We start from the raw sequence: 727 nt of genomic DNA on the forward strand, positions 1-727 counted from the left end.
TAGTACTAGACTCATTCGGTATCGGTGCAACTGCTGATGCAAAAGAATTTGGTGATGTAGGTTCAGACACTCTAGGTCATATCGCTGACCAGTGTGAAAAAGGCTTAGCAGATAACGACAAACGTCAAGGCGCACTTCGCCTTCCAAACCTATCTAAACTTGGTTTGGCTATGGCACACAAAGAATCAACAGGTCGCTTTGCTCCTGGCCTAGACGCTGATGCAGAAATCATCGGTGCTTACGGCCACGCTGCTGAGCTTTCTTCTGGTAAAGACACTCCGTCTGGTCACTGGGAAATTGCTGGCGTACCAGTTCTGTTTGACTGGGGCTACTTCACAGATAAAGCAAACAGCTTCCCTAAAGAGCTGACTGACCGCATTCTTGAGCGTGCAGGTCTAGATGGCTTCCTAGGTAACTGCCACGCATCTGGTACTCAATTTCGTGATGACCTTGGTGAAGAACACATGAAGACTGGCCAGCCAATCTTCTACACCTCTGCGGACTCTGTATTCCAAATCGCATGTCACGAAGAGACATTCGGTCTAGATCGTCTACTAGAGCTTTGCCAAATTGCTCGTGAAGAACTAGAAGATTACAACATCGGCCGTGTAATCGCGCGTCCATTCATCGGTCCTGGTAAAGGTCAATTTGAGCGTACAGGTAACCGTCGTGACCTATCTGTAGAGCCACCATCAGCAACGGTTCTGCAAAAGTTAGTCGAAGAGAA

At 48.0% G+C, this 727-nt stretch carries 1 protein-coding gene; it reads left to right on the plus strand.

The window, feature by feature from the left end; all coding sequences use genetic code 11:
• A partial coding sequence (locus R7O13_RS26805; protein ID WP_318305198.1) for a phosphopentomutase occupies positions 1–727 on the plus strand: 727 nt, incomplete at both ends.

The sequence above is a fragment of the Vibrio sp. Y176 genome (assembly GCF_033438945.1).